The 21218-nt window shown below is 65.0% G+C and carries 22 protein-coding genes; 8 read left to right on the plus strand and 14 right to left on the minus strand.

From position 1 onward, the window contains the following. Positions 1 to 151: 151 nt before the first annotated feature. From DTX69_RS10395 to DTX69_RS10405, 3 genes are read right to left on the minus strand one after another with little or no spacing between them, the layout of a single operon-like run. Positions 152 to 736: a GNAT family N-acetyltransferase gene (locus DTX69_RS10395; protein ID WP_119301481.1), complete on the minus strand. Its 585-nt coding sequence runs from the start codon at positions 734 to 736 to the stop codon at positions 152 to 154. Next, the gene (locus tag DTX69_RS10400) at positions 733 to 1914 is read right to left on the minus strand and encodes a DUF3734 domain-containing protein (RefSeq protein ID WP_119301482.1); all 1182 of its coding nucleotides are present in this window, start codon (positions 1912 to 1914) and stop codon (positions 733 to 735) included. Before DTX69_RS10400 ends, DTX69_RS10395 begins: the two co-directional genes overlap by 4 nt. A gap of 57 nt (positions 1915 to 1971) precedes the next feature. Then, the gene (locus tag DTX69_RS10405; RefSeq protein WP_162917062.1) at positions 1972 to 2868 is read right to left on the minus strand and encodes a hypothetical protein; all 897 of its coding nucleotides are present in this window, start codon (positions 2866 to 2868) and stop codon (positions 1972 to 1974) included. A gap of 169 nt (positions 2869 to 3037) precedes the next feature. Between DTX69_RS10405 and DTX69_RS30090 the strand changes: the two genes are divergently transcribed. Continuing rightward, complete coding sequence (locus tag DTX69_RS30090; RefSeq protein WP_162917063.1) at positions 3038 to 3205, plus strand: hypothetical protein; 168 nt, start codon at positions 3038 to 3040, stop codon at positions 3203 to 3205. Positions 3206 to 3340: 135 nt separating this feature from the next. Continuing rightward, positions 3341 to 4267: an aKG-HExxH-type peptide beta-hydroxylase gene (locus DTX69_RS10410; RefSeq protein ID WP_284735686.1), complete on the plus strand. Its 927-nt coding sequence runs from the start codon at positions 3341 to 3343 to the stop codon at positions 4265 to 4267. Positions 4268 to 4273: 6 nt separating this feature from the next. Here the strand turns inward: DTX69_RS10410 and purH are convergent, their stop codons facing one another. Genes purH through rpe form a run of 3 tightly spaced genes read right to left on the minus strand, consistent with a single transcriptional unit; the run spans position 4274 to position 8344 of the window. Continuing rightward, positions 4274 to 5857: a bifunctional phosphoribosylaminoimidazolecarboxamide formyltransferase/IMP cyclohydrolase gene (purH, locus tag DTX69_RS10415; protein WP_119301485.1), complete on the minus strand. Its 1584-nt coding sequence runs from the start codon at positions 5855 to 5857 to the stop codon at positions 4274 to 4276. Between the two features lie 37 nt (positions 5858 to 5894). Beyond that, on the minus strand, positions 5895 to 7658 hold the full coding sequence (locus tag DTX69_RS10420) for a heparinase II/III family protein (RefSeq protein WP_119301486.1): 1764 nt from the start codon (positions 7656 to 7658) through the stop codon (positions 5895 to 5897). Positions 7659 to 7669: 11 nt separating this feature from the next. Continuing rightward, entirely contained in the window at positions 7670 to 8344 is a 675-nt protein-coding gene (rpe, locus tag DTX69_RS10425) for a ribulose-phosphate 3-epimerase (RefSeq protein ID WP_119301487.1), read from the minus strand. A 204-nt stretch (positions 8345 to 8548) separates the two neighbouring features. Here rpe and DTX69_RS10430 point away from each other — a divergent pair, with 204 nt between their 5' ends. After that, entirely contained in the window at positions 8549 to 8926 is a 378-nt protein-coding gene (locus DTX69_RS10430) for a response regulator (RefSeq protein ID WP_119301488.1), read from the plus strand. A gap of 73 nt (positions 8927 to 8999) precedes the next feature. Here the strand turns inward: DTX69_RS10430 and DTX69_RS10435 are convergent, their stop codons facing one another. Continuing rightward, complete coding sequence (locus DTX69_RS10435; protein WP_119301489.1) at positions 9000 to 9344, minus strand: VOC family protein; 345 nt, start codon at positions 9342 to 9344, stop codon at positions 9000 to 9002. Between the two features lie 130 nt (positions 9345 to 9474). Here DTX69_RS10435 and DTX69_RS10440 point away from each other — a divergent pair, with 130 nt between their 5' ends. The 5 genes from DTX69_RS10440 (at position 9475) to DTX69_RS10460 (ending at position 13405) form a co-directional block, all read left to right on the plus strand. After that, positions 9475 to 10698, plus strand: coding sequence for a glycine C-acetyltransferase (locus DTX69_RS10440; protein WP_119301490.1), 1224 nt, complete (start codon positions 9475 to 9477; stop codon positions 10696 to 10698). Between the two features lies 1 nt (position 10699). After that, the gene (gene tdh, locus DTX69_RS10445) at positions 10700 to 11725 is read left to right on the plus strand and encodes an L-threonine 3-dehydrogenase (RefSeq protein WP_119301491.1); all 1026 of its coding nucleotides are present in this window, start codon (positions 10700 to 10702) and stop codon (positions 11723 to 11725) included. Between the two features lie 92 nt (positions 11726 to 11817). After that, complete coding sequence (locus tag DTX69_RS10450; protein ID WP_119301492.1) at positions 11818 to 12090, plus strand: hypothetical protein; 273 nt, start codon at positions 11818 to 11820, stop codon at positions 12088 to 12090. Then, the gene (locus DTX69_RS10455) at positions 12081 to 12776 is read left to right on the plus strand and encodes a DUF1826 domain-containing protein (protein WP_162917065.1); all 696 of its coding nucleotides are present in this window, start codon (positions 12081 to 12083) and stop codon (positions 12774 to 12776) included. The genes DTX69_RS10450 and DTX69_RS10455 overlap by 10 nt, the downstream gene beginning before the upstream one ends. A gap of 44 nt (positions 12777 to 12820) precedes the next feature. Further along, on the plus strand, positions 12821 to 13405 hold the full coding sequence (locus DTX69_RS10460; protein WP_284735687.1) for a DUF488 domain-containing protein: 585 nt from the start codon (positions 12821 to 12823) through the stop codon (positions 13403 to 13405). On the opposite strand, the gene DTX69_RS10465 is transcribed toward DTX69_RS10460, so the two are convergent. The 7 genes from DTX69_RS10465 to DTX69_RS10495 form a co-directional block, all read right to left on the minus strand. Next, positions 13392 to 14156 carry an SDR family oxidoreductase gene (locus tag DTX69_RS10465; RefSeq protein WP_119301761.1) on the minus strand — a complete coding sequence of 255 codons (765 nt, stop codon included), beginning with the start codon at positions 14154 to 14156 and terminating at the stop codon, positions 13392 to 13394. The two genes, DTX69_RS10460 and DTX69_RS10465, sit on opposite strands and share 14 nt — an antisense overlap. A gap of 193 nt (positions 14157 to 14349) precedes the next feature. Beyond that, positions 14350 to 15726 carry an RsmB/NOP family class I SAM-dependent RNA methyltransferase gene (locus tag DTX69_RS10470; RefSeq protein WP_119301495.1) on the minus strand — a complete coding sequence of 459 codons (1377 nt, stop codon included), beginning with the start codon at positions 15724 to 15726 and terminating at the stop codon, positions 14350 to 14352. 153 nt (positions 15727 to 15879) lie between these two features. Beyond that, on the minus strand, positions 15880 to 17394 hold the full coding sequence (locus tag DTX69_RS10475; RefSeq protein WP_284735688.1) for an ABC transporter substrate-binding protein: 1515 nt from the start codon (positions 17392 to 17394) through the stop codon (positions 15880 to 15882). Next, positions 17391 to 18398 (minus strand): ABC transporter ATP-binding protein, encoded by a 1008-nt coding sequence (locus DTX69_RS10480; protein WP_284735689.1) that lies wholly within the window; start codon positions 18396 to 18398, stop codon positions 17391 to 17393. Before DTX69_RS10480 ends, DTX69_RS10475 begins: the two co-directional genes overlap by 4 nt. Beyond that, complete coding sequence (locus DTX69_RS10485; RefSeq protein WP_119301496.1) at positions 18395 to 19363, minus strand: ABC transporter ATP-binding protein; 969 nt, start codon at positions 19361 to 19363, stop codon at positions 18395 to 18397. The genes DTX69_RS10480 and DTX69_RS10485 overlap by 4 nt, the downstream gene beginning before the upstream one ends. Further along, positions 19360 to 20229, minus strand: coding sequence for an ABC transporter permease (locus DTX69_RS10490; RefSeq protein WP_119301497.1), 870 nt, complete (start codon positions 20227 to 20229; stop codon positions 19360 to 19362). The genes DTX69_RS10485 and DTX69_RS10490 overlap by 4 nt, the downstream gene beginning before the upstream one ends. Beyond that, positions 20226 to 21164 (minus strand): ABC transporter permease, encoded by a 939-nt coding sequence (locus DTX69_RS10495; RefSeq protein ID WP_119301498.1) that lies wholly within the window; start codon positions 21162 to 21164, stop codon positions 20226 to 20228. The genes DTX69_RS10490 and DTX69_RS10495 overlap by 4 nt, the downstream gene beginning before the upstream one ends. Positions 21165 to 21218 lie beyond the last annotated feature (54 nt).

A 21218-nucleotide genomic window follows, 5' to 3' on the forward strand; every position in this document is an offset into this window, starting at 1 on the left:
GTCACGATCGCACCAACAGGCCGGACATATGGACGCAAGCGATCGGACCTGCTCAACCATCCAATCAACCTTGCAGGCAAAGGGCCGTCCACATATGGATGGTCGTGCCAAGCACGACTATGACAATGGGAGAGTGAAGCCAGCGCCTCAACTACGCCTTCGCCCGTCGCTTCACCCACACCCGTTCGTTGTCGACGCTTGGCTTGAATCCCGCCTTCTTGAACAGCGTGCGGGTGCCGGTCCAGGCGAAAGCGGCGACGAGGTTCTGTTCCGGCTTCTGCGGTGTGGGATAGGCTTCGAGCACGCGGGCGCCACGTTCGAACGCAGCCTTCACCGCCGAGTTGAGCAGCGCGCTCGCAATGCCGCGCTTGCGCCAGCCCGCGGCCACGAAAAAGCAATTGATGCTCCACGTGCTGGGCGCCGCCTTATAGATCAGCACGCGCGAACGCTTGAGGCGCGGGAAGTCCTCGCGCGGGCCGAAGTTGCACCAGCCGACCGGCTTGTCCTTGGCAAAGGCGAGGGCGCCCTGCACGCGGCCTTGGCGCAGCAACTTCAGGAAGGTGCGGCGGTTGGGGTCGCCCCAGCAGGCATTCCAGGTCTTCCCGCCTTTCTCCACGCGCCAATGCATGCACCAGCAACCGCGGCATACGCTATTGGCGCTGAAGAGCTGCGTGATCAATCCAGTATCGTCCGGTGTCACGGGCCGGCACGCGATCGGCGGATTGCGGTTGTTCACTCGGCCGCCTCCGGTTCCGCTTTCGCAGCTTCGCGCGCTGCACGGTGCACATCGTGGGTGACGACACCAAGGCCGCGCGGCCGTTCCAACCATTCCGGATGCTTCAGCGTGCGGCGGATGTCGGCGAGGCCGGCCTCCCAATGCTCCCGCATCGTGGGCAGGCTGAACTCGTAGTCCTTGTGCTGCGCCTCATAGTGCTTCTCGCGATAGATCAGGTGAATGATGTTGTAGACCTTGGAGCAGGAGAGATCCCGCAGGTTCGCGATCTCCGGATCGGAAGCGGTTTCCGGGGGCAGGCAGTCGAGCGCGCGCTTCAACGCGCGGCGCAGGCGCTGCAAGTCGGTTGCCGCATCGGTCGCCATGCGGGTGCGGCTGGAATAGCGGATGTCCTTTTCGCGCTCCGCGACGTCCAGAATATTCTGCGGCTGGGGGCCATCAGCACTCCACAGATCGACCTGGAAGGCGATCGTGTCGCGGCGCGGCGTGTGGCCCAGGACTTCGGTCAGCGGCGTGTTGGAGACGAGGCCGCCGTCCCAGAAATAGCGCCCCTCGATCTCCACCGCCGGAAAGCCGGGCGGCAAGGCGCCGGATGCCATGATGTGCTCCGGCACGATCTTGATCGCGGCGTTGTCGAAGTAGGCGAAGTTGCCGGTCTCGATGTCGACGGCGCCGACGGAGAGCCGCGTCTCGCGCGCGTTGATGCGGTCGAAGTCGACCAGCCGTTCCAGCGTCTGTTTGAGCGGCGCGGTGTCATAGAAGCTGGTCGCCGCAATGCCGCCGAACGGCCAGAGGAACGGCGGCGGCACGCGCGGGGTGAAGAATCCATCCTGCCCGCCGAGCAGGGCGCGACCGGCCGCCAACGCGCTGATGGCGGCGCGGCCCGGACCGTCACCGGCCAACGCCGTGATCCGCTCCTCCAGCATCGCATCCGACAGCAGCGCGGAGCGGCAGATGGTCTCCCAGAATTCGGTGAGGCGCGGCACCCGCTGGTCGGGCGCGTTGCCGGCCATGATGGCGGCATTGACCGCGCCGATGGAAATGCCGGCGAACCAATTGGGCTGGATGCCGGCTTCGTGCAGGCCCTCGTAGACGCCGGCCTGATAGGAGCCGAGCGCGCCGCCGCCCTGCAGCACCAGGGCGACGGTCTCATAGGGCGGCAATTCGATCCTGTCCGTCATGGGGGTAAATGTAGAACGCGACCGCGGGCACCGCCAGCAGATTGCCGGTGGGGCGGATCAAATCACCCAGCGGCCCTTTGTCATCCAGCGGTCATGACGCCGCTGCTCCTTGAGCACGCTGCTCTTGATCGGCACACGTTCCGCACTGTCCGGCGTGTCGATCCTTCTAAGCGCAGCGGCGAACTTCTCCTGGAACAACCTGTCCGCCTTGATGCGAACCGCAAACGGATGCTTCTCGAGGATGCCGATGGTCGGGTTGGTGTTGATCTCGTAGACCTGCGGTCGCCCGTCAACCATCCCGAAATCGGCGCGGCCGAACTCGATCTCGCCGATCTCGAACGCTGGCCGTATCTCAGCGCAATGGCGATCCTCGGCGACGATCCGGTACTCGTCATCGTATAGGTCCTGGCCGGCGATGCCCATCTCGCCATCCTTGGCCACCCAGCTCGATTGATGGACGCAGAGCGCCGGCACCATGACGGCGCCCACGCGATAGCTCGCCAGTTTTCGGAACAAGCCCTCGCGAACCGCCTCCGCGCAATACTCCACCACCATCAGCTCGCGCCGTGGCACACCCCGGCCGATGCGCTCGGCAATCGCTGCTTCCAACGCGGCGCGGTCCCCCAGCAGTCCGCTGAACGATCCGCGATGGGCGGATTGGGCGCGCAGGAAGACGGGATAGCGGTCGGGCCATTCGCCGGCGTCCACGCTCCACACCGCGAAGCGGTTGAAACCCTGCTCGCGAAGGCGGCGCAGCAACGTGAAACGCTGGCAGACGATGGCAGGATCGTTGAGCACCGTGAGGCCGGCAGCCTTCAGGCTGCGATAGGCGCGCGCGGCCAACTCCAACTCCCACGCGCCGAGCCGGTCGAAATCAGTGAAAACCCAGGTTCCCCTTGGCACGCGCCGCGACCGGAACAGCCGGTCATAGGTATAGGACGCGGTCTTTGGCACCCCCGGGAAGCCCAGCAGGCGCCGAAAGGTGTAAGCATGTGCAGCGGTGCTGACGAAAAAGATCACAATTTCTGCGCTGGCCCCAAGGATAAATGCCGCATAAGAATTGCAAAGTCAGTTCAGGCTAGTAAAGTCTGTTTGACCAAGCTTATCCATCGGGGGATTTCTCATGAATGGCGTGCAACTCGACGTGACCCGATTGTTGGGGTTCAAGATCGTGGTCAGCGGCCAGAACGTCAGGACCGCGAAAATTGGCGGCAAGCCCGACATCACCGAGCGCGCGGTGGCGGTTTCCACCGCCAAGATCGGCGCAAAGATCGGGGTTAAGGCCGGCTGATCTGGCAGCTTCGTCGGGCGTGAACCGGTTGAGATCCGGTCCCCCATAGTGGCAGGCGGTCGGCTGCGCTCGCGTATGTCTGAAGCGGCTCCTTTCGATCCGGATCCCGGGCGCGCAATTGCGTGCGACCGCGCGATGCAGAATGGCCTGGCCGAAAGTCTGTGTCATATCCAGGAACGATGCGTCGGCAAGCTGCCCTTCGACCACGCCGGAGTCATGCGCATTGTGGCCGAGATCCAGAGAGGGCGGCGCTTTCCGCCCTCGACCTTCGCGCTGTACTATGACTTGGTTCCGGCGCTCCTGGGCGATGACGAGGCAACCGTCCTGGCGCTCTTCGACGCGCTGGCGCGTGAGCGCCCCGTCGATGCGTCGCTCCAGGTGCTTGGCCTTGACGATCCGGCGCTCAGAGCCTGCAGAGAGCGCTATGTGCGCTTCATGAACAGCGATCCGTCGTGTCCGTTCGATTTCCTGCCGCCGGCGCCGGAGCAGATCGACGCTTTCAACCGCCAGTTCGACCGCGCGTGCGACCTGCTCAGACAGGCGAGTCCGAAGTTGCTGGAGGAGATGCGCGCCATCATCAGCCAGGTCATTCTGGTCATGGGGTCGAAGGGCGCGAGAATGCAGTTCGACGGCGGATCGGCCTACCGCTTGTGGGGGGCCCTGTTCCTGAATGCCGAACGCCATCAGACCCGGATAGAATTGGCGGAGGTGCTGGCGCATGAGAGCGGGCATAGCGTGCTGTTCGGGCTCAGCACCGAAGAGGTGCTCGTGCTCAATCCCGACGAGGAACTTTTCGACTCTCCACTTCGGATCGAACCACGGCCGATGGATGGCGTGTTTCACGCCACCTATGTCTCTGCCCGCATGCACTGGGCGATGTCCCGGCTGATCGCCAGCGGGCTTCTGACCGAGGAGGAGTGTGCGCAAGCGGTGAAGGCGCGCGCCGAGGACCGGCGAAATTTCGAGAACGGCTACGCGATCGTTGCGGCCCATGCTCGGCTCACGAAGACAGGCCGCACGGCCATCGAGTCCGCGCTTTCCTACATGAGACAAGCTGCCTAGCGCGCTTCAGTGCCGGAAGTGGCGGGTGCCGGTGAAGATCATGGCAAGCCCGGCTTCGTCGGCGGCCTTGATCACCTCGTCGTCGCGCATGGAGCCGCCAGGCTGGACGACGGCGGTGGCGCCGGCTTCGGCGGCCGCCAGCAATCCGTCGGCGAAGGGGAAGAAGGCGTCGGACGCGATCACCGAGCCTTTCGCCCAGCTTTCGGAATCGCCCGCGACCTTGGCTGCTTCCGCCGCCTTCCAGGCGGCGATGCGCGAGGAGTCGACGCGGCTCATCTGCCCGGCGCCGATGCCGACGGTCGCGCGCTCCTTCACATAGACGATGGCGTTCGACTTCACGTGCTTGGCGACCGTGAAGGCGAACAGCAGATCGCTGATCTCGCGCTCGGTCGGCGCGCGCTTGGTCACGACTTTGAGATCGCTTGCAAGTGTGCGCGCGCCATCGCGGTCCTGCGCCAGGAAGCCGCCGGCCAGGCTCTTGAAGACGAGCCCCTGCGCAGCAGGGTCCGGCATGCCGCCGGTCTCCAGCAGGCGCAGATTCTTTTTCGCGCCAAGGACCGCCAATGCTTCCGGCGAGAAGGACGGCGCGATGATCACCTCGGAGAAAATCCTGCAAATCAATTCGGCGGTCTTGCCATCAAGCGCCTGGTTAGCGGCGATGATGCCGCCGAAAGCGCTGACCGGATCGCAAGCCAGCGCATGCTCGTAGGCGCTCGTCAGATCCAAGGATGAGGCGACGCCGCACGGATTGGCGTGCTTGATGATGGCGATGGTGGGTGCGTCGAACTCCGCGACCAGCTCGAATGCCGCATCGGTATCGTTGAGGTTGTTGTAGCTGAGCTCCTTGCCTTGCAATTGCTTGGCCGTGGCAAGGCCGGGCCGCTTGCGATCAGTGACATAGAAGGCCGCGCGCTGATGCGGGTTCTCGCCATAGCGCAGCAGCGATTGGAGCTCGCCCGCCACAGTCATCCGCTCGGGGAACGGCTCGCCCAGATCACCCGCCATCCAGGTCGAGATGGCTGCATCATAGGCCGCCGTGCGCGCATAGGCCTTGCGCGCCATGCGCCGGCGGAACGCGAGATTCGCCGCGCCATCGTTGGCCGTCAGCTCCTTTTTCAGCTCCTCGTAGTCGGCGGGATCGACGATCACGGTGACGGAGTCGTGGTTTTTCGCGGCGGCGCGGATCATAGCCGGGCCGCCGATGTCGATGTTCTCGATGATGGTGTCACGATCGGCGCCTTTCGCGACGGTCGCCTCGAACGGATAGAGATTGACCGCCAGCAGATCGATGTCCGCAATCCCGTGCGCCTTCTGCGCCGCCACGTGCTCCGACAGGTCGCGCCGCGCCAGCAGGCCGCCGTGGATTTTGGGATGCAGAGTCTTCACCCTGCCATCCATGATCTCCGGAAAGCCGGTATGCTCGGAAACGTCCGTGACCGTGAGCCCGGTCTGGCGTAAGGCCTGCGCGGAACCGCCGGTGGAGAGCAGCGCGACGCCACGCTCGGCCAGGAAGCGCCCCAGTTCTGCAAGGCCGCTCTTGTCAGATACCGAGAGCAAAGCGCGGCGGATCGGACGGAGCGTGGCTGGCATGAAGGGCTGTTCCCTGCGCTGTCGGATGGCGCGCCAGTTATCGCTTCGCGCTTTCCTTTTGCAAGGCCCATTTGACCTGGGTGGTGTCGTCCTCGATCGCGCCTTGCACCACCAGTTGCTGGGTGCGCCGCGCCGCGCCCGCCTGGCCGAGATAGATGCTGTCGGCCAGCGACAAGTCGCCGCCCTGCACCCGTAGGCGCCAGCCGCCACCCTGCGGCAGTTTCAAGAGCGCGGACTGGCTGCTCTGGCTCACCGAAACCTGCACATTCGGATGCAGATGGAAACGCAGGGCGAAGGTCCTGCCGCCGCGACCGGTCAGGGTCTCTTCGCCGATCAGCTCCAGGCCGTCCGGGGTCAGGAACAGGCGCCGCCGGTGGACCAGGTCGAACGGCTCTTCATAGCCATTGTGACGCGCATCCAGCCATTGCCCGGCCCCCGTCGCCTCGCGCCGCACCACCACGGCGCGTGGCGTCAAGGCGAGGCCGCCGCCATAGGGTCCGTCGGGCGGCAGCAGCATGCTGGAATTGGTGTCGTCCACCACCAGCGTCGAGTGCGCGGCGGTCGCGCGCTGGACCTGGCGCCATTCGGCTGCCGTCGGGTGCGCGCCGCAATTGACGATCATGCGCTCGCCGCCGTGGCTAAACTCGAAGGACAGCGTGCCGGCATGGGCGTGACTATCGAGCCCGTGCGGCGGTGGCGCGCCGGTGTCGGAGATGAGGACGCTCCGCCCCGCGACCATGCGCTGGAATCCGGTGTGCGGCAGTTGCACCAGATCGCGCGCCTCGACACCGCTCGCGGCATCGGCACGCATCAGCGCCAGCAGGACGGCGGAGGACTTGCTCTCGGTCGAATCATTGAACAAGGCGAGGCCGCCATCGGGATGGGTCAGCAGCTTCAGCGCCGACGCGAGATTGCCGATGGTGGCGATAAGCTGATCCGGCAGCTTGCGCCCGGTCAACGCCAGCGCATGGTGCAGATCGAGCAGATGCTGCAGCAGGTCCAGCATGACGGACGGGCTGCGCTCGACATGGCCACCATCGGGCAGGATCTGCGCGTGCAGCTCGCGGTCAAGCAGCAGGCTGGCCTTGCGCAGCCACTTCTCACCCTGCGGCAGTAAGGCGCCGGCCAGCATGAGTGCGATGCAGGCTTTCAGCAGGTCGGAACCGTTGAGCCCATCCGGCAATGCCCGCGACAGATGCTCCGCCTGGCGATTGAGAGACCGCAGCAGGTGCGCGCGGAACAGGGCGTCGGTGTTGGTCTCGAGAAACACGCTGTTGAGCAGGCAGCGCCGCAGCCGCGCTGCCAGCACGTCGCTCGACCAAGTGAGGGAATCGTACGCCGCCGTGTCGGTGAACCAGGCGAGGACCGCGTGACGCGCGAATTGCCGCGCCTGCACGCCGCCGAAGGCGCGCAGCGTATCCAGCCAGACGAAGTTCGCCATCTGCCGCTGCCACGCTTCGGTCGCGCCGAGCGGGTTGTGCAGCGGCTTCGGATTCTTCACCACATCGGCGCCGAAGTGGAACTCGCCATTGAGCAGCGCCAGCGCCGGACGCGAATCGGCCGGCCAGATCTCCGTCGGGACGGCGGCCAATTCGCCGCTCGAGCGCTTGCCGAGGGTCGAGCCGTAGAGCCGACTGCGATAGAGCGGCTGCAGGAGCCGGCGCACTGCACGATGGGCCAGCAGCTTGGGCGGCAGCGCAAACAAGGTCTGCAGGCGCGGCGCCAGCAATTTGGGCCGGCGATTGCCGCGCCGCGCCCTTTGCGGCGAAGGCTTGCGGAGCGTCTCAGCGAGGGCCGTCATCGGCCTGCCTCTCAGCCGCGCAACGCGGCGATGTTGGCGGCGTACTTGCTCGTGCCGCCCTGGAACGTCGCGGTGCCCGCCACCAGCACGTCCACACCGGCCGCGATCGCCCGCTTCGCAGTTTCAACGTTGATGCCGCCATCGACCTCCAGGTCGATCGGCCGGCCACCCTGTTTCTCCGACACTGCGTCGATGCGCCGGCGCAACTCCTTGATCTTGTCCAGGCTGGACTCGATGAAGCGCTGGCCGCCGAAGCCGGGATTGACGCTCATCACCAGCACCAGATCGATTTCAGGCAGCAGCCACTCGATGGCAGAGATCGGCGTGCCAGGGTTGAGCGACAGCCCCGCCTTCTTGCCGAGCGACTTGATGAGCTGGATGGTCCGGTGCGGGTGCGGCCCGGCTTCTGGGTGGAAGGTAATGATGTCGGCGCCGGCCTGCGCGAACTCCGCGACATAGGGGTCGACCGGCGCAATCATCAAATGGACATCGAACGGCAGCTTGGCGTGGGGGCGCAGCGCCTTCACCACCATCGGCCCGATGGTCAGGTTCGGGACAAAATGCCCGTCCATCACATCCACATGGACATAGTCGGCGCCGGCCGCCGCAATCGCGCTCACTTCCGCGCCCAGCTGGGCGAAGTCGGCGGAGAGGATCGAGGGAGCGATGCGCGTCGTCTGCTGCATGGCGGATGCTTACCACCCGCGGAGAGTCGAGGGCAAGGAACGGGACGCGCCCGTTTCCTCGGTCGTCCCCCGAAAGGTCTAGGTCGAATGCATACAGGTAAAGGTTGTGGCGGGTAATCAATTGTTACCCACCTAGCCAACAGGATAGGGGGCTAGTGGCCCAATTCATGCTGCGACCCACAAGCCGGCCATCCGAGGTGAGTAATGCGCGTATTGCTGATCGATGACGAACCGATGGTGCGCAAGATCGTGCGCCGGATGCTCGAACGTCTCGGGCACACGGTCGTGGAGGCGGAGAATGGCCGTTTCGGGCTTAACGAACTCGCCAAGAGTGCCGTCGATCTCGTCGTCACCGACATCATCATGCCCGAAGTGGAGGGGCTCGAGGTCCTGATGGCGATACGACAGCAATATCCCTCGGTCGCGGTGGTTGCGATGTCCGGCAGCGGACACGCGAGCGCATTCAACACGCTTGATTTCGCGAGCAAGCTCGGGGCCACGGCGACTCTCGAGAAACCTTTCACCTGCGACGCGCTCGCGCGCGCGATCAATCAAAGCGCCGGCCATCAGATGGTGGCATAGCCTACCAGGAACGGCCGTCCCTGAAGGGGGCGCACGCCGAAGAACGGAGGGCGAACGGCAAAGCCTTCGGCGGCTAATCACCGCGGGCGGGCACCACGCAGAACCGCTGGCCGGTCGGCGCTTCCATAACGACCCAATCCCTGACCTGTGAGACCGGCTTGGCGCCAAGCCGTTCGAGCCGCTGCACCTCTGCCTCGACGTCGGTAGACTCAATGTCGAGATGTACCCGGCTGGGATGGTCCACCTGCTGGACCTCGATGTTCAGGCCGCCTGGGCCCTTGGCGAGCTTGCGATACCCGGGATCGCCACCACCTTCTTCCAGCGGCAGGCGCAGAGCCTCGGACCAGAATTGCGCCGCAGCGTCCAGATCCTCCGTATTGCAATCGATGATGAATCCGACCAGTCCGCTCTTGTGCATCTCCGCCTCCGTCGTATTTCATCCCATGGATTAACGAATACGCCACTCCGGCCGCCGGAATTGGAATTTGAGCCCGCCGGGCTGGCAGCCTAAAGTCCGGGCAAACCCAGCCAGTCATGAGGTATCGGCCATGCAGGCCGCATTCTATCAACAGCTCGACCAGATCCTGTCACAGATCAGGGCCGATGGGTTCTGGAAGGCGGAGCGGCTGATCGGCACGCCGCAAGGCCCCGCCATCCACCTGGCGGACGGGCGCGAGGTCCTGAACTTCTGCGCCAACAACTATCTGGGTCTGGCGGACGATCCGCGGCTGGTCGATGCGGCGATCGACGGCATGCGCAGCCATGGCTTCGGCATGGCCTCGGTCCGCTTCATCTGCGGCACCCAGGATATCCATCGCGAGCTGGAAGAGGCGCTGGCCAAGTTCCTCAAAATGGAGGACGCCATCCTCTATTCCAGCTGCTTCGACGCCAATGGCGGCCTGTTCGAGACCATCCTGGGGGAGAACGACGCCGTCATTTCCGATGCGTTGAACCATGCCTCGATCATCGACGGCATCCGCCTATGCAAGGCCAAGCGCTTCCGCTACCGCAACAACGACATGGACGATCTGGAGGCGCAGCTGAAAGCCGCCGACCAGGCCGGCGCCAAGGTCAAGCTGATCGCCACCGATGGCGTGTTCTCCATGGATGGGATCATCGCCGACCTGAAGGGGATTTGCGATCTGGCGGATCGCTACGGCGCGCTGGTGATGGTGGATGACAGCCATGCCGTCGGCTTCGTAGGGCAGCATGGCCGCGGCGCGCCGGAATATTGCGGCGTCGAAGGTCGCGTCGACATCCTGACCGGCACGCTGGGCAAGGCCATGGGCGGCGCCAGCGGCGGCTACGTAGCCGCGAAGAAGCAGGTCGTGGAGCTGCTGCGCCAGCGCTCGCGGCCCTATCTCTTTTCCAATGCCCTGGCGCCGAGCATCGTGAGCGCGTCGCTCAAGGTGCTCGAGTTGGTGCAAAGCGAGGACGGAGCGGAGCGGCGCGCCCGCGTCATCGCCAATGGCCGCTCCTTCCGGCAGAAGATGAGCGTGCTGGGCTTCGAACTGGTGCCGGGCGATCATCCCATCATTCCGGTGATGCTGGGCGATGCGGCATTGGCGACGCGCATGGCCAATGCGCTGCTGGACGAGGGGATTTACGTGATCGGCTTTTCCTTCCCTGTGGTGCCCAAGGGGCAGGCGCGCATCCGCACGCAGATGAGCGCCGCGCACACCGACGAGCATATCAACAAGGCCGCGGAAGCCTTCGCCAAGGTCGGCTTGGCACTGGGCGCAATCGGCGGCAAGAAGAAAGAGGCGATCTGAGATGCGCGCGCTCGCGAAGCTGGAACGAGGACCCGGCCTCTCCCTCACGGACGTGAGGAAGCCGGAGGTCGGTCACAACGACGTGCTGATCAAGATCAAGAAGGCCGCGATCTGCGGCACCGATTGCCACATCTGGAAATGGGACGAGTGGGCGCAGAAGACCATCCCCGTTCCCATGCAGGTCGGCCATGAATATGTCGGCGAGGTGGTCGACATGGGAACCGAGGTGCGCGGGTTCGAGATCGGCGACCGCGTCTCCGGTGAAGGCCACATCACCTGCGGCCATTGCCGCAATTGCCGCGCCGGACGGCGGCATCTGTGCCGCAATACGGTCGGCGTGGGCGTCAACCGCGCGGGCGCTTTCGCGGACTACCTCGCGATCCCGGCGGTCAATGCCTTCAAGATCCCGGACGGCATCAGCGACGAGATGGCTGCCATCCTTGATCCGTTCGGCAACGCGACCCACACCGCGCTCAGTTTCAACCTGGTGGGCGAGGATGTGCTCATTACCGGCGCCGGGCCGATCGGCATCATGGCGGCCGCGATCTGCCGCCATGTCGGCGCTCGCTACGTCGTCATCACCGACGTGAACGACTACCGCCTTGACCTCGCGCGCAAGATGGGCGCCAGCCGTGCCGTCAACGTGGCGCGCGACACGCTGAAGGACGTCATGAGCGACCTCGGCATGGTGGAAGGCTTCGACGTCGGGCTCGAGATGTCCGGCGTGCCGACCGCCTTCTCGCAGATGCTGGAGCACATGAATCACGGCGGCAAGATCTCGCTGCTCGGCATTCCGCCTGCCAACACCGCGATCGACTGGAACCAGGTGATCTTCAAGGGCCTGGAGATCAAAGGCATCTACGGCCGCGAGATGTTCGAAACCTGGTACAAGATGATCGCCATGCTGCAATCCGGCCTCGACCTCTCACCCATTCTCACCCACAGCTTCCCGGTCGGCGATTTCAAGAAGGGCTTCGAAATCATGCTTTCCGGCCAGTCGGGCAAGGTAATCCTGGACTGGGCCTAGGCGTCCCCCCCCCCCGGCGCTGCTGCCCCTTGCGCCGCCTGCAGATATCGGGATAGATATGTTATAACATAACCATATCGTGAGGGGGTCGGATGATCGAAGACGAGAATCTCACGGAGATCGCGTTCTCGGGCGGCCACGTCGCACTGCTTCCCAAGTTCAATGACGCCCGGGTTCTCTTCCAAGAAGCGTTCGCGCGCTGCGATGGTGAACGGATCCCGCTCGGCAGCGCGACGGCGGCTGCCATGACGGAGTTCTTGCCGCGCCTGACTCTCGCCTACGGCACACAGCGCGCAGCCTTCCTGTTGCGGCGGCTAGCTGATGCGATCGTCGCGGAGGGGCCGCCGGATCCATCGTGGCAGTGAGCGTAGTTCCGCCGGCGCAGTCGGCCTGGCTGACGGACCTCGGCACTGGCCAGCCCGGCATTCTGCGCGGCGATTCGCCGGCGATTCTGCATCGCATCGGCGAGCGCGACGTCGGCCTCTGCATCTGGCGGCGCACGGCACCGGTGGAAATCATCCAGGCGTTGGAGGCGCTGGCACCCGGCGACCTGCCGAACGGTCGCGCGCTGGCGCAGCGTCGCCACGTCGAACCGGTGATCGCTTCCATCCTGGAGGGCACGAGACTGGCGGGCGCGCCGCTCGAGCGCTTCCTCGTCGAGGATATTGCTATGCTCGCCGCGTGCTACGCCCGCGTTGCCGCGAGCGAGATCATCGATGTGCGGCTTGAAGCGGTCAATCATGACGCCTGCTGGAAATTCCATCGCGACCGGTCGCGTTTGCGCCTCATCACGACCTATCGCGGCGCAGGCACGCAGATCGTGCCGGCCAGCAATGTCGATGAAGCACTGCAGGCTCAGCGCGCCTATCTCGGCCCGATCGTGCAGCTGCCGGCCTTTGCCGTGGCTGTGTTCAAGGGCGAGCAGACCATCGACGGTGGCGGCGTTCTGCATCGCTCGCCGCCGATTGCCGGCACCGGCATGACGCGGCTTGTGCTGTGCATGGATGGCCCATCCGCAGCCTCGCCGCCCGTGTGGACCGGGCGGTCTTGAGACGACCGGCGACGGAACCGCCGGCGGTCACTACAATGGCGTCCATGAGCGCCATGATCTACACCATCGGCCATTCCAATCATTCCGCCCTGCGCTTCATCGACCTGCCTCGGGGTGCCGGAATAGCCTGCGTGGCCGACGTGCGCTCGACACCATTCTCGCGGCGCAATCCGCAATTCAGCCAGAAGGCGCTCGCGGCGTCGCTCAAGGACGCCGGGATCGAATACTGGTTCCTGGGCGATGCGCTGGGCGCCCGGCCGAAGGATCCCGGTTGCTACGAACATGGCAAGGTCAGCTACACGCGCATCGCTGCGACACCGGCCTTCCAGGAAGCGATCAATGCGCTGATCGACGAGTCGCACGCCAAGCGCACTGCCTTGATGTGCGCGGAGAAAGAGCCGCTGGACTGCCACCGCACCATTCTGGTGGGGCGCGCCCTGGCTCAGCGCGATACCGAACTCGGCCATATTCTGGCGGACGGGCGGATCGAACCGCACGCCGAGCTGGAGGAAAGATTGCTGCATATCGCCAAGGAGCATATCGACCTGCTCTCCAGCCGCGACGCAGCCCTGGCGCGCGCCTATGACAAGCGCGGCCAGCAGATGGCGTTCTCGCTCACGTCCGGTTGATCGACACGCCGCCATCCACCAGCATCGCCGTGCCGGTCGTGAAGCTCGACGCGTCGGAGGCGAGATAGAGCGCGGATTTCGCGATCTCCTCCGGCGTGGCGATGCGCTTCAAGGCGTGCATGTTCTCAACGAACTGACGGCCTTCCGGCGTGCCGATCATGGCCTGGGCCATCGGCGTGTCAGTTCCGCCGGGCAGCAGTGCGTTGACGCGGATGCCTCTGGGGCCGAACTCCGTCGCGAGCGCCTGGGTCAGTCCGATCAAGCCGGCCTTGCCCGCGGCATAGGACGCGACGCCCGGCATGCCGGCGGTGTAGCCGACGAAGGTCGAGGTGAAGATGAGGGAACCGCCGCCGCGATCGAGCATCAACGGGATCTGATATTTGGCGGCCAGGAATGCGCTGGTCAGATTGGTTTCGAGCGCGTCGTTCCATCCGGCGAGGGAGATCTGCGGCGTTGGTCCCATCTCACCCAAGGTGCCGGCATTGTTGAAAGCGGCGTCCAGCCCGCCGAACGCACGCTGCGCAGTCTCGACGAGGTGTTGATGCAGGCCTTCATCCTTGACGTCACCGGCATAGGCGATTGCTTCGCCACCCCATGCCGCAATCTCGGCAACCAGCGTGTCCAGCGCGTCCTTGCGGCGCGCGGCAACGACAAGCTTGGCGCCTTCTTCGGCGAACAATTTCGCAGCTGCGCGTCCGATTCCGGAGCTGGCACCGGTGATGATGACAACCTTGCTCATGAGCGCGCGCATCGTGTTCTCCATTCTGTGACGAAGACATAATGCAGAGCACGTGCGCGGACTCACTCCGCTTCTTGCTCACATACACGAACTGTCGCCCCGGCCTTGAGCCGGGGTCCATCCTGCAGTCGCACGTGCGGCGGGGATCCCGGCTCAAGGCCGCGATGACGAGCGAGGGAAGGGCGACATACGAACTGTCTTTACGTCAGCTCTGCTTCAGCAGCCTTGCAGCATAGAAGCCGTCGATGCCGCCGAGCTGTGCGAGATGCGACGGCAGCGAGCGCAGATCGCCCTCCGGCGTCACCAGTTCGGTGAAGCCGAACAGCTCCTCTGCGCGGATCGGCACGCGTGCGAGTGAAGGATGGCGACTGAGCGCGGCGGCGACGCGGTCCGGCCCTTCTTCAGGTTGCAGGGAGCAGGTGCAATAAAGGATGGTGCCGCCCGGCCGCACCAGTCGCACGGCGGTGTTCAGCAGCGCATCTTGTGTCGCGGAGAGCTTGGCGACGTCGCGCGGATCCTTCAGCCACGCCACGTCGGGGTGGCGGCGGATGGTGCCGGTGGCGGTGCAGGGCGCATCGAGCAGCACGACATCGTAATCCTTGCCCTTCTGCCACAGCGTCGCGTCGGCCACCTCGCAATCGACCGCAAAGCGCAGGCGCTTCATGTTCTCCGCCACGCGCGCCAGGCGCTTGCGCGAGCGGTCGAGCGCGGTCACCTGCGCGCCGGCCAATGCCATCTGCGCCGACTTGCCCCCGGGCGCCGCGCACATGTCGATCGCGCGCTTGCCGGTCAGGTTGCCGAGCAGTTTCGCCGGCAGGCTGGCGCCGAGATCCTGCACCCACCACATGCCTTCGGCATAGCCAGGCAAATCCTCGATGCGCGGCGAAGGTCGGTAGTTGTCCGGCGCATGGGCCGCGCGCCGCACCGTGCCGCCGGGCAGGACCGTGCCGCCCAGCATCTTGGCCCAGTGGTCGGGATCGCGCCGGACCGTGAAATCGAGCGGCGGCTCCTCCAGATGCGCGATCGCGATCTGCGTCGCCTTGGCGACCCCATAGGCTTTCACCCAACTCTGCCACAGCCAGTCGGGCAACGAGATCGCGCCTGTGAAATTGCCGCTACCCGGCGCGAACTGGCGGAACAGGTCCGCCTCGCGCGCGATCCGGCGCAACACGGCGTTGACCAGGCCCTTGTAGCCGGCTTCGCCGCCGCGCTTGCCGGCGAGCGTCACCATCGTGTCGACCGCGGCATGCGCTGGCGTCTTCAGGAACAGGGTCTGCGCTGTGCCGAGGCGCAGGATGTTGCGGATGGCGCTGGCGCGGGCGGGCAGCGGCTTCTCCAGGCACTGCGCCAGCACGTGATCGATTTGCCCCAGATGCCGCAGCGTGCAGGTGACGAGCGCGCGCACGAACTGGCGATCCCGGTTGACCAGCTTGTCGAGATCCGGCTGCTCCGCCAGCGCGTCATCCAACGGCTTGCGCCGCTTCAGGACCGCTTCCAGCAGCTCAATTGCCACAGCACGCGCCGACAGCACGACACTGCCGGACTCCGGCGGCTTTTCAGCGGGCGAGGGCGGGTTGGCCATGGGCCGCCTTATGCACGATTGCGGCGGGGCTGTCCAAGGGGTGTCTTGAAGCGAGATCACCGGGTCGGCGCCTCAGCGCCGAAGCCCGGTGATCCAATTAGCAGGACTGCCGTTCAGTCCCCGCAAGAGCGGAAGACTGTAGTGCAGGAGGCCCTACATTTTCTTCGTATCTTCTAGGAAGAACCGGCCGAGGGGGTTCTGGTAGAACTCCACGACATGCTTCCCGCAGGCATTGCGGTAGGGGCTGTAGTAGAGGTCGATCCAGTTCACGTCCTCCTTCGCCATTTTCTGCAGGTCGATATACATCTGCTCGCGCTTCTCGGGATCGAACTCGATGCGAGCCTTCTCAACAAGCTCCTTTACCTCATCGTTTTTGTAGCGCGTCATGTAGTTCATGTTGGCATCGTGGCCGAGCACGAACGTGGTCTTCTGGTCCGGGTCGATGATGTCGTTGGTCCAGTAGTTGACCGAAATGTCGTAGTTGCCGGCCACCAGCTCGTCCCAGCCGGCGGCGGGATCGATCTTGACGATGTTGATGTTGATGCCGGCCTGGGCGGCCTGCTGCTGGATCAGCACCGCGATCTGCTCGTCCACCTCGTTGCCGGCCTCGACATTGTACTGCAGCGTCATGCCGGCGGCGCCAGCCGCTTCCAGCATCTCCTTTGCCTTGGCCGGATCGTACGGCCGCTTGAGGTTGTCGGCGTGGTAATAGAGCGCGCCGGCCGGAACGTAGGAATTGGCGACGGTGCCGACGCCGAAGGTGATGGTATCGACAATGGCCTGCTCGTCGATGGCGTAGTCGAGGGCCTGGCGGACCTCCTTCTTGTCCAGCGGCGGATGCTCATGGTTGATCAGCAGGTGATCCTCGCGCGTGGACGGATCCAGCAGCACGTTCAGCTTACCGTCTTGCTTGAGCTCCGCGATGCGCGAGAAGGGGATGAAGATGCCGCAATCGAGCTCGCCCGCCTGCAGCTTCAGCACGCGGGTGTTGTCGTCCGGCACCGAGATCCACTGGACGCCATCCAACGACACGCGCTCTGCCTCCCAGAACGACCGATTCTTCTCCAGGATCACCTTGTCGCCGCGGCGCCACTCTTTCATCACGAAAGCGCCGGACGAGACCGGATGATCGGACACGCCGGCCTCGTCGGCTTCCACCGCTTTCTTGGACAGGATGGAGATGCCGGGCATGGCCAGCGTCGTGAGGAACGGCGCAGTCGGCTGATTGAGCGTGACGACCAGGGTCTTGTCGTCGGTGGCGACGGCGTCCTTGATCACGGTATAGGTGTCGCTCCACAGCGATTCCGGATGGTCGCGGATGCGCAGCAGGTTCCAGGCGGCATCGCCCGCCGTGATCGGCGAGCCGTCGGAGAACTTCGCGTTCCGCATCTTGAAGGTGTAGGTCATCTGGTCGTCGGATACGGTCCAGCTTTCCGCCAGGCCGGGCTCCAGCTTGGTGCCTGTCTTGTCGACGCGGACCAGCACGTCATACATGTTGGAGAAGACCCAGAAATCGACGTTCTGCGCCGACTTGATGGGGTCCATGGTGGTGCCGTCCTCGCGCCGGCCGATGGTCAGGACGCCGTCGGCTGCAGCAATGGTGATATCGCCCGCCAGGATGGCGAGCGCGCCGGCCAGCATCAGGCCGTATTTCAGTTTTCCTTTCATGGTCCCTCTCCCTGTTGTGAGTTGAGTGGCAGATCGAAATGGCAGGCGAGTTCGCGGGTGCCTGAAGCGCGCAGCATCGGTGCCTCACCGCGGGCGCACACCTCTTGTGCGTGCGGGCAGCGCGGATGGAACGGACAGCCGGTGGGCAAATCGAGCGGGCTCGGCGGCTCGCCCCGCAACTGGGCAGGATTGAGCGTCCGGTCGGGATCGATGTCCGGCACGGCGGCCAGCAAGGCGCGGGTGTAGGGATGCTGCGGCGCCGCAAACACCTGCTCGGTCGGACCGAGCTCCACGATCCGCCCGAGATACATGACGGCGACGCGCCGGCAGAGATGCCGGACGACACCGAGGTCGTGCGAGATGAAGATGAGCGACAGATTCATCTGCCGCTGCAGCTCCATCAGCAGATTGAGGATCTGCGCCTGGATGGAGACGTCGAGCGCCGCCACGCACTCGTCGGCGATGATAAGCCGCGGCTCAATCGCGAGCGCTCGCGCAATGCCGACACGCTGGCATTGCCCGCCGCTCAATTGGTGCGGCTTGCGTGCGGCCAGCTCCGGCGACAGGCCGACTAGGTACAGCAGTTCGGCTACCCGCGCGGCGACCTTCTCCGGCTGGGTCTTGCGATGGACGCGCAGGACCTCGGCTATCGCCTCGCCGATGGCGAGCTTCGGATTGAGCGAGGCATAGGGATCCTGGAAGATCATCGCCGCCCGCGCGCGCAGCTTGGCAATCGAGGATGGGTCGTGCGAAGAAACGACATCGCCCTCGAAGCGCACTTCGCCGCCTTGCGCATCCACCAGATTGAGGATGGCGCGGCCCAACGTGCTTTTGCCACAGCCGGATTCGCCGACCACACCGAGCGTCTCGCCCGGCGCGATCGATAAGCTGACATGGTTGACCGCGTTGACGTAGCGCGCCCCGAATCCTGGCAGTCCAACGCCGCCTGCGCGGAAACGCACTGCCAGATCGCGTACCTGCAACAGGGGCAATGGTGCACTCATGACGCAGCTCGCAATGCGGACGTGAAATGGCAGGCAGCGACCCGCGGCCCTTGCGCTGGTGACAAGGCCGGCCGCTCGCGCCGGCAGATGTCGGCCACGCGGGGGCAGCGCGGGTGGAACCGGCATCCGGGCGGAAACGCGCCCGCGAGCGGTGGCTGGCCGGGAATGGCCGGGAGCTGGGCTGCGGGCTTGGCCGATCCCGGCTGGCACTTCAGCAGCGCCTCGGTGTAAGGGTGCGCCGGCGCCCGCAGCAGGTCGCGCTTCGGACCTCGCTCCATGATGCGGCCAGCATACATCACGGTGAGGGAATCGCAGGTCTGCGCCACCACGCCGAGGTTGTGCGTCACCAGCAGGATGGCGAGCCCGAGCCGATCGCGCAGGTCAAGCAGCAGGCGCAGCACCTGGGCCTGCACCGTCACGTCGAGCGCTGTGGTCGGCTCGTCGGCGATCAGCAGCTTGGGCCGGCAGGCCAGCGCCACCGCGATCATCGCCCGCTGGCGCATGCCGCCGGAGAATTCATGGGGATAGGCGCTCACCCGGCGCACCGGATCGGGTATGCCGACCTGCCGCAGCAGCTCGACCGCGCGACCCCGCGCCTCCTTCGTACTCGCGCCTTCGTGATAGCGTACGCTCTCGGCGATCTGATCGCCAATGCGCATGACCGGGTCGAGATGCGAGCTCGGGTTCTGGAAGATCATGCCGATCTCCACCCCGCGCACCTTGCGCATCTCCGCTTCATCCAGACGCGCGAGATCGCGCCCTTTCAGTGTGACGCTGCCACCCGCGATGTGCAGCTGATCATGAGGAAGCAGCCGCATCAGGGCGCGACACGTGATCGATTTGCCTGATCCGCTCTCACCGACCAGGCCCAGAACCTCGCCTTCGGCAAGATCGAGATCGACCTCCTCCACCAGGAGGCGCTCGCCAGCCGCGATCGAGAGGTTGCGGACGATCAGCAGACTCATGGCTGCCTCAATCCAAAACGCTCTGCAAGCCCGTCGGCCAGCAGGCTGAAGCCGAAGGCCATCAGCACGATGGCGAGGCCGGGAAAGGTGGTGATCCACCAGGCTGTGGTGATGAAGTTCTGGCCTTCCGCGATCATGACGCCCCATTCGGCGGTCGGCGGCTGGACGCCGAGGCCGAGATAAGAAATGGACGAGCCCGCCAGCACCACCAGCACCACGTCCGACATCGAGAAGACGATCGAACCGGCGATGCAGTTGGGCAGGATGTGGCGGAACAGGATGCGGAAGCGCCCGAAGCCGAGGGAGCGCGCGGCGGTAACGAAGTCGCTTGTCTTCAGCACCAGCACCTGCGCGCGCACCAGCCGCGCATAGGACACCCAGCCGACCAGCGCCAGTGCGATGTAGAAGCTGGTCAGTCCCGGTTGCAGGATGGCGATGATCGCCAGCATCAGCACCAGAAACGGGAACGCCAGGACGACGTCCAGGATGCGCATCAACAGGATGTCGACCCAGCCGCCGGCATAGCCGGCGATCGCGCCGAGAGTCGTGCCGATGAGGAAGGGGAACAGGACGCCAAGCACGCCCATCTGCAGGTCGATGCGCGCGCCGTATATGACACGTGAAAGGATATCGCGCCCGAAATTGTCGGTGCCGAGCGGATGAAGCAGGCTGGGGCCTTGCAGCTTGTCGGCCAGGTTGTGCGTGATCGGATCATAGGGCGCGATCCACGGCGCAAACACCGCAATCAGCGCCCAGCCCACGATGATGGCCGCTCCCAGGCGCAAATTGAGATTGGCGCGGCCGAGCCCCAGCGCGCCGAATCCCCGCGCCAGCCAGTTGCCGCGCGAGAGGGCTTCGACACTCATATCTTGACCCTGGGATCGGCCGCGACCGTCAGCAGGTCGGCGACGAAGTTCAACACAACCGTGGCGCACGCGAAGACCAGCGTGACGCCCTGAACCACCATGTAGTCGCGCGTGAAGATCGCGCGCACCAGCAGCTGCCCCATGCCGGGCAACGAGAACACCGTCTCCACGACAACGCTGCCGCCGATCAGCCAGCCGACATTGATGGCCAGAAGATTGATGGTGGGGATCAGCGAGTTCGGCAGAACATGGCGGCGGAATACCCAGCTCTCCGGCAAACCCTTGGCCCGTGCCGCCGTGGCATGATCGGACGCAAGCTCCGCGATCATGCTGGCGCGCAGGTTGCGCGTCACGATCGCCGACAAGGCGAGCGCAACCGTGAGGCACGGCAGCACCATGTGGTGGAGCTTGCTCAGCCAGCTCTCGCCGAAGCCCGCCACGGGGAACAGGCCCAGCTTCACGCTGAAGACGATGATGAGCATGATGCCGAGCCAGAAGGCCGGAAAGCCGAGACCGGCGGTGGTAAAACCGCGAATGGCATGATCGGTGGCCGTCCCGCGCTTCAACGCCGCAAGGCTGGCCAGCGGCACCGCGATGAGCAGCGTCAGGAGCACGCTGCCCACGACCAGCATCAGTGTCGGCACGACGCGCTCGGCGATCAGCGGCAGCACCGGCATCTTATACAGGAGCGAATGCCCCATCTCGCCAGCGGAGAGATTCTTCAGAAAATAAATGTATTGGGTCAGAAGCGGCTCATCCAGCCCGTACTGGGCGCGGATACGCGCGACTGCCTCCGGCGTCGATTTGGTGCCGAGCAGAAGCCGCACCGGATCACCCGGGATCGACTTCACGAGGAAGAAGCAAAGCACGCTGATGCCGAACAGCACGGGAATGAGCTGCAGCGGTCGCGTGAGGATGAAGGCGTAACGATGCACCGGACTACCCCCGCAACACGGAACTACCGTTCCGCATGAAGAGATAGTCAGTCG

Source organism: Dongia deserti, from assembly GCF_003574735.1.
GTDB lineage: Bacteria > Pseudomonadota > Alphaproteobacteria > Dongiales > Dongiaceae > Dongia_A > Dongia_A deserti.

What these genes read in the sequence shown, in the direction of transcription:
- DTX69_RS10450 (WP_119301492.1), top strand. Translation starts at nt 11,818, where the DNA reads ATGATCGAAGACGAGAATCTCACGGAGATCGCGTTCTCGGGCGGCCAC.
- purH (WP_119301485.1), bottom strand. Translation starts at nt 5,857, where the DNA reads ATGCCAGCCACGCTCCGTCCGATCCGCCGCGCTTTGCTCTCGGTATCT.
- DTX69_RS10410 (WP_284735686.1), top strand. Translation starts at nt 3,341, where the DNA reads ATGCAGAATGGCCTGGCCGAAAGTCTGTGTCATATCCAGGAACGATGC.
- DTX69_RS10470 (WP_119301495.1), bottom strand. Translation starts at nt 15,726, where the DNA reads ATGGCCAACCCGCCCTCGCCCGCTGAAAAGCCGCCGGAGTCCGGCAGT.
- DTX69_RS10475 (WP_284735688.1), bottom strand. Translation starts at nt 17,394, where the DNA reads ATGAAAGGAAAACTGAAATACGGCCTGATGCTGGCCGGCGCGCTCGCC.
- rpe (WP_119301487.1), bottom strand. Translation starts at nt 8,344, where the DNA reads ATGCAGCAGACGACGCGCATCGCTCCCTCGATCCTCTCCGCCGACTTC.
- DTX69_RS10485 (WP_119301496.1), bottom strand. Translation starts at nt 19,363, where the DNA reads ATGAGTCTGCTGATCGTCCGCAACCTCTCGATCGCGGCTGGCGAGCGC.
- DTX69_RS10480 (WP_284735689.1), bottom strand. Translation starts at nt 18,398, where the DNA reads ATGAGTGCACCATTGCCCCTGTTGCAGGTACGCGATCTGGCAGTGCGT.
- DTX69_RS10490 (WP_119301497.1), bottom strand. Translation starts at nt 20,229, where the DNA reads ATGAGTGTCGAAGCCCTCTCGCGCGGCAACTGGCTGGCGCGGGGATTC.
- DTX69_RS10435 (WP_119301489.1), bottom strand. Translation starts at nt 9,344, where the DNA reads ATGCACAAGAGCGGACTGGTCGGATTCATCATCGATTGCAATACGGAG.
- DTX69_RS10465 (WP_119301761.1), bottom strand. Translation starts at nt 14,156, where the DNA reads ATGCGCGCGCTCATGAGCAAGGTTGTCATCATCACCGGTGCCAGCTCC.
- DTX69_RS10420 (WP_119301486.1), bottom strand. Translation starts at nt 7,658, where the DNA reads ATGACGGCCCTCGCTGAGACGCTCCGCAAGCCTTCGCCGCAAAGGGCG.
- DTX69_RS10440 (WP_119301490.1), top strand. Translation starts at nt 9,475, where the DNA reads ATGCAGGCCGCATTCTATCAACAGCTCGACCAGATCCTGTCACAGATC.
- DTX69_RS10400 (WP_119301482.1), bottom strand. Translation starts at nt 1,914, where the DNA reads ATGACGGACAGGATCGAATTGCCGCCCTATGAGACCGTCGCCCTGGTG.
- DTX69_RS10460 (WP_284735687.1), top strand. Translation starts at nt 12,821, where the DNA reads ATGAGCGCCATGATCTACACCATCGGCCATTCCAATCATTCCGCCCTG.
- tdh (WP_119301491.1), top strand. Translation starts at nt 10,700, where the DNA reads ATGCGCGCGCTCGCGAAGCTGGAACGAGGACCCGGCCTCTCCCTCACG.
- DTX69_RS30090 (WP_162917063.1), top strand. Translation starts at nt 3,038, where the DNA reads ATGAATGGCGTGCAACTCGACGTGACCCGATTGTTGGGGTTCAAGATC.
- DTX69_RS10430 (WP_119301488.1), top strand. Translation starts at nt 8,549, where the DNA reads ATGCGCGTATTGCTGATCGATGACGAACCGATGGTGCGCAAGATCGTG.